The following is a 6,119-nucleotide window of genomic DNA, read 5'->3' as shown; positions in this document are numbered from 1 at the left end:
CTCGCACGTGGGCGGCCAGGGGGTCTGGTGGCCGGTAGCGGCGCCGCCCGACGTCCAGGACGGCCCCGGTCTGGGGGTCGGTGACCAGCCGCCGCCAGGTCGCCCCGGCAGCGAACGCGGCCTGGCGGGCTTGGTCGGCGTCCACTGGTCCGATGCCGTGCAGGTCGCCGGGGCGTTCGTCCAGCCCGAGCAGGGTGGTCAACGCGACGGTGACGTGCACGGTGGTCGCACCGTGCGGGCGGGTACAGGTACCCGTGCTGGCCGGTCGGTGGGTGGGCCCACCCGCGTCCTGGGTGCCGGTGCCCGCATCGGAACCCGTGCCCATGGCCACCACCGCACCAGTACCGCTCCCGGGCGCGCTGGCGTCCTCGGTGCCGCTCACCACGCGCCCGCCGGGGCCCGCGGCCACGTCGGCGTCCGTGGTGTGGGGGTCGCCGGTGTCGCGGGTGCCGACCAGGGCATGCGCGCAACCTGGCGGGTTGTCGGTGCCGTGGGTGCCGGTCATGCCGAAGGCGTCGCTTCGGGTGGGGCAATAGTCCGCGGAGCTCGCACGCGTGCTGCTCGTACCCGTGGCCGGGTTCCTGCTCTCGACCGTGTGCGCGCTGTCGGGTCCGGGCCGGGTCGCCCGGCCGACCGGGTTGTCGAGGTCGGCGGTCCAGGGTGGTGGTCCCAGGACCAGGTCACGCAGCCCGTCGGCGCGTAGTTGGTCCAGGGTGCGGGGGTCGCCTGCGGTGCGGGCGGTGCGGGCCGCGGTGTCCAGCAGCCCATCGACCCGCGCGGCGTCCACGGCGGGTAGCACCCACCACATCCCGGCCATCCCGTCGGCGAGCAGCATCGGGTGAGTGACGCGGCGGGTGCGGCGGGCACGGCGGTGTTCGTCGGCCGCGTAGGCCCCACCGACCTCGACCAACACCCGGTCCACGTCCCGGCGTAGTTGGGTCACCGTGCGCCGCCCGGCCTCGGGCAGCACGCGTTCTTGGACTTCGATCATGACTTCGGCGTCCATGCCGTGCAGCCGGTCGACCAGGACCCGGGCCCGGCGGGCATCGACCTGCCCGCCCGCCAGCGCCTCACCCACCGGGTGCAGGATCCCTTCGAACGCCACCCCCGAGGCCACCAGCGCCGCGCTGGTCTGTCTGGATTCGGCCAACCGCATCGCGAGCTCGTCGGCGGCCAGGCACCCGTCCTGCATCCGGGTGCTGGGTGACCCGGTCGGGCGCATCGAGTCCCGGTGAGCGAGGGTCGCGGCCCACGCGGCGGCCTTGGCGTCCGCCCAGGCGGCCATGCGGCGGGCGGCGGCGACCATCTCGACCGCTTCGTCGTCGGTCAACGAGTCCGCCGGGACGGTGTCGAGCAGGGTCGCCAGCGACGGGCCGGGGGCCACGGTGGCGAGTTTGCGCGCCCACGCGGTCACACCATCGCCACGCTCCGGGGCGTCCTGGGGTGGGGTGGGTGGGGCGAGTAGCAGGTCCCATACGGCTTGATCGGGCTCGGCGGCCACCATCGCGGACCCGGGCAACCCGACCACGCCGGACGTGGTGTCCGGGTCGTGTTCGCGCAGGTCAGGTCCCATGTCACGACACTAGACCCCACCACTGACACTCCCCCGCCAACCCGCGAACCCTCGAACCGGCGGGCCGGAGGGCCGACCTTGCGGCCTGCCTGGTCTGCGCCCGTGCCGAGTTCCCGTCCATAGCCCCGGTCCCGAGGAGCAATTGGGGGTGCGTCAGGGCCGGTCCAGGCGACCGCCAGCCACCTCGATCGCAGTCCCGCCGCCTTCCCATCGGCCCGCCGCGGCCAGCTCACTGCGGCCGACCTGCCGCGGTCACCTCACCGCAGCCGACCTGCCGCGGCCGGCTCACTGCGGCTGGCCCGCCGCGGTCTGCACGCCCCGACCTGCGCGCCGCGGTCGGCTCGCCCCGGTCGGCGCACACTACGGTCAGCACCCCGCTCACTCCACCCGGGTCGCCACCCGGCGCGCGGACCTCAGGCGCTCAGCCCTTCGACCCCCGCACCGCGAACGCCGCCACCGCCGCCGAGACCAGGCAGCCGACCAGCAGGTAGGTCGCCACCGGCCACCACTGGTCGTCGGCCCAGGCCAGCATGGCGGTGGCCAGGAACGGGGTGAACCCGCCGGCGATCGCGGAGGCCACCTGGTAGCCGACCCCGGCGCCGGTGTTCTGGTGCTCGGCGCCGAACATCTGAGTGATCAGCGGCTGCTGCACCGACACCGCCATGTCGTGGGCGATGTTGATCAGGACGATCGCGACCACGACGACCAGCAGGAAGCTGCCGGACTCCATCGCGAAGAAGAACGGGAACGCGCCCGCGGCACCGATCAGTGCGCCGATCACATAGATCCGCCGCCAGCCGAACCGGTCGGACAGGTACGCGAAGGTCGGGATCGAGATCAGGCCGAGCGCGCCGACGATCAGTGCCACGTCCACCATCTGCTCGCGTGGCATCCCCAGGTGGGACACGCCGTAGGCGACCGCGAAGGTGGTGACGATGTACATGGTCAGCAGCTCGACCAGCCGCAGGCCGATGATCTCCAGGAACGCCTTGGGCGACTGCCGGATCGCGACCAGCACCGAACCGCGCCGGGCCTGGCCGGTCGCCGGGTCCTTGGGCTTCTCGATCACGCCGGACCGGATCCACAGCCCGACCGCGATCAGCGGCAGCGAGAACCAGAACGGCACCCGCCAGCCCCAGCTCTCGAAGTGGTCGCCGGTCAGCGAGCTCATCCCGCTGACCGCGCCGGAGGCGGCGACCAGGCCGACCGCGTAGCCGAGCTGGACGCCGCAGGAGTAGAACGCGCGCCGCCCGGACGGGGCGTGGCGGACGGCGAGCAGGGCTGCCCCGCCCCACTCACCGCCCACCGCGAAGCCCTGCACCGAGCGCAGCACGGTCAGCAGGATCGGCGACCACCACCCGACCTGGGCGAAGGTGGGCAGGCAGCCGACCAGGCCGGTGCAGATCCCCATCAGGGTCATGGTGACGATCAGCACCTGCTTCTGCCCGACCCGGTCCCCCATCCGCCCGAAGACCAGTCCGCCCAGCGGCCGGAACAGGAACCCGATGCCGAGCGTCGCGAAGGACGCCAGCAGGTTCATGGTCGGCGTGTCGAAGGCGTAGAACTGCGTGTTGAACACGGTCGCCGCGGTCAGGCCGAAGATCAGGAAGTCGTACCACTCGATCACGGCTCCGACGAAGGAGCTGGTGGCGGCACGGCGGGCCTGCCGCGGGGTGACATCGGCGGGCAGACCTTCCACGACTTCGGCGGGCATCGCGGGACTCCTCGGGCGGCAGGGGGTGGGGGCGAGCGGAACGGGTCAGGCGGTGGCGGACCGCGCGGCCTTCTCCGCGTCGGCGGCTGCCACGGTACGGACGAACACCTTGCGGTGCCGGGCCAGCACGAACAGGCCGAGCACCACGGAGGCCAGGCAGACCCCGAGGCCGACCCAGGTCACGTTGGTGTAGCCACCGGCCTTGTCGGCGGCCGAGTCGACCAGCCACCCGGACACGTAGGGCAGGACGAAGGCGGCCAGACCGGAGGCGAGTCCGATCATCGAGGTGACCACGCCCTTGCGGACCGGGAAGAACTCGGCGAGCACCACGACGGTGAGCTGGAACAGGCCACCGGCGGCGAAGTAACCGATCACGAACGCGAGCACCGGGTACAGGGTGGAGTTCGGGATCAGCACCATCAGCAGGTAGGCGACGGCGGAGGCGACCGGGTTGACCACCAGGAAGGTGACCGGCCGGAACTTGCGGGCCACCAGCGAGGCGGTGATGAACACCCCGGCGAAGGAGCCGATCGAGTACCAGGAGATCAGCCCGCGGCCGGCGTCCTCGCTCATGTCGGCCATGTACTGGCCGATGGCGGGCAGCGAGTTCTGGGCGAGCCAGAACATGGCGGTGGCAGTGAAGCCGAACAGCACCAGGGCGACGCCCTCCATGCCGATCCGGGCGCCGGTGGCCCCCTCCTCGGTGGCGGCGTTGGCGTCGATCGCGGCCTTCTGTTCGGCGGCGAGCGCCTTGTAGTCCGGGAAGGGCACCTTGAGCATGATCAGGAAGATCACTGCGAGCAGGATCGCGCCGGCGATGAACAGGATCTTCCAGTTGGCGTTGGCGTTGGCCATCGCGTTGATGATCAGCGGCAGGGCGAACTGGCCGGCGGCGATCGCGGCCTTGACCAGCATGTTGGCCGAGCCCGCGGTGCGCGGGAACGCCTCCATCAGGGTCGGGTAGGTCCCGGTGTCCATCACGGCGTTGGCCAGGCCGAACCAGATCGCGAGCGCGAAGCCCACCTGCCAGGTCGGGCTGACCACGACGCCGAGCATGAACACGATGTACATCGCCAGCGAGCTCAACACCATGAACCGGCGGCCGATGCGGTCGGAGAGGAACCCGGCGAAGGACGGGCCGATGATCTTGCCGATCCCGATACCGGACAGCGCCATCAGGACGTTGCCCTCGGTGCAGTTCCACTGCTCCTGCAGGTGCGAGGAGTTCTGGGACAGGATGATCACGGCCATGCCGTAGAGGAAGAAGTACAGGTACACCGACCCCGCGGTCGGTGCGTAGCGGTTCTTCATGGCGAACCTTTCCAGGGGAGCAGACGGGGGGCTGGGGTCACCTCACGCGCGCAGCGCTCCTCTGAGCCGCAGGTACTCACCCGGTAGTACATGGTGCTCCTTGTGACGATCTTCACGAAGGGACCGAAGTCCCGAGTTTCCGGCGGCCGAATACCCCGGTGATTCCGCGCTTCACCCGGGCGGAATCCGGGGAGTCGGGACGATGGTCCCTCGCCGCTGACCAGCAGCGCTGACAGTCTGCTTCTGAGTTTGTACGAACCAGTGAGTACGACAGCGACGTCGCTCCCGTCCGCGGTCGTGCACCCCGATCAGGAGGCAGGTACCCCCGTGCTCGACCACAAGCCGGAGACCGACGAGGAGTTCCAGAGCTACCTCGCCGAGATCCGCGAACTCGCCCAGGGCCCCTTCGATGAGATGCAGAACGAGATCGAGAAGACCAACGTCTTCCCGCCCGAGTTCTTCGAGCTGTCCCGCAAGCACAACCTGTACCGGTTCTATCTGCCCGAGCAGTACGGCGGCTGGGGCCTGAGCACCAAGCAGATCTTCCAGGTCCAGGAGGAGTTCTCCCGCGGCCCGGGCGGCATGCGGATGCACCTGCACCACGCGGCCGGCCTGAACTGGCGGATCATGGACGACTTCGGCCAGGAGGAGCTCAAGACCTGGGCGATGCCCCGGTTCGCGGACAAGACGCTCTACATCAACTTCGCGCTGACCGAGGCCGAGGCCGGCTCCGGCGCCGACATCAAGACCTCCGCGGTCCGCGACGGCGACGACTGGGTGATCAACGGGGAGAAGACCCTGATCTCCCACACCGACTGCTCGGACGGCACCTACCTGATCACGCTCACCGACCCGGCCGCCGACAAGGACCACCGGCTGACCGCGTTCTTCGTCCCGGTGGACACCCCCGGGTACGAGATCGTCGAGATGGAGCACATGATGGGCTGCCGCGGTGCCGGTCACGCCGGCCTGCGGTTCACCGACTGCCGGGTGCCGGACAAGTACCGGCTCGGCGAGGTCGGCGAGGGCTACCACGTCGCGATGTTCTCGCTCGGGCTGTCCCGGGCCCACATCGCCGACTCCAACCTCGGCATGGCCCAGCGGATGCTGGAGATCTCGATCGCCCGGGCCAAGGACCGGGTCACCTTCGGCAAGGTGCTGGCCTCCCGCCAGGAGATCCAGCACATGATCGCCGAGTCCGGCACGCACATCTACGCGCTGCGCCAGATGGTGCACGACACCGCCGACCGCTACGACCGGGGCGAGGAGGCGGACACCTTCGCCGCGATGTGCAAGCTGTTCTCGATCCGGACCGTGAAGCTGGTCTCGGACAACATGCTCGAGATCCTCGGCGGCATCGGCTACTTCGAGAACTGCGAGTACGGCCCGGTGGAGCGGCTGTACCGCGACTGCCGCGCCATGTGGCTGGAGGAGGGCCCGCCCACCGTGCAGCGGATCACCGCGGCGCGCGGGCTGATCGCCAACGGCGGCGACACCTTCTGATCCCCCGCCGGTCCGGGC

Annotated in this window: 3 protein-coding genes and 1 pseudogene; 1 reads left to right on the top strand and 3 read right to left on the bottom strand. The window is 70.5% G+C overall.

Going from position 1 to position 6,119, the window contains the following annotated elements; genetic code table 11:
• From HGA03_RS18490 to HGA03_RS13455, 3 genes and pseudogenes are all read right to left on the bottom strand, one after another.
• Positions 1-1,573, bottom strand: a pseudogene (locus tag HGA03_RS18490) (hypothetical protein); the annotation flags it as partial.
• A 421-nt stretch (positions 1,574-1,994) separates the two neighbouring features.
• On the bottom strand, positions 1,995-3,287 hold the full coding sequence (shiA, locus tag HGA03_RS13460; RefSeq protein ID WP_168630796.1) for a shikimate transporter: 1,293 nt from the start codon (positions 3,285-3,287) through the stop codon (positions 1,995-1,997).
• A 45-nt stretch (positions 3,288-3,332) separates the two neighbouring features.
• Positions 3,333-4,598: an MFS transporter gene (locus HGA03_RS13455; protein WP_168630795.1), complete on the bottom strand. Its 1,266-nt coding sequence runs from the start codon at positions 4,596-4,598 to the stop codon at positions 3,333-3,335.
• Positions 4,599-4,925: 327 nt separating this feature from the next.
• On the opposite strand from HGA03_RS13455, the gene HGA03_RS13450 reads away from it, so the two are divergent.
• Positions 4,926-6,101, top strand: a complete 1,176-nt coding sequence (locus HGA03_RS13450; RefSeq protein ID WP_168630794.1) for an acyl-CoA dehydrogenase family protein — start codon at positions 4,926-4,928, stop codon at positions 6,099-6,101.
• Positions 6,102-6,119: the final 18 nt, after the last annotated feature.

This window comes from Cellulomonas denverensis (genome assembly GCF_012396125.1).
Classification (GTDB): domain Bacteria; phylum Actinomycetota; class Actinomycetes; order Actinomycetales; family Cellulomonadaceae; genus Cellulomonas; species Cellulomonas denverensis.
This window is presented reverse-complemented; position numbering and strand designations above follow the sequence as displayed.

Excerpts from the sequence above, each read along its gene's own strand:
- shiA (WP_168630796.1), bottom strand. The coding sequence starts at position 3,287 with ATGCCCGCCGAAGTCGTGGAAGGTCTGCCCGCCGATGTCACCCCGCGG.
- HGA03_RS13455 (WP_168630795.1), bottom strand. The coding sequence starts at position 4,598 with ATGAAGAACCGCTACGCACCGACCGCGGGGTCGGTGTACCTGTACTTC.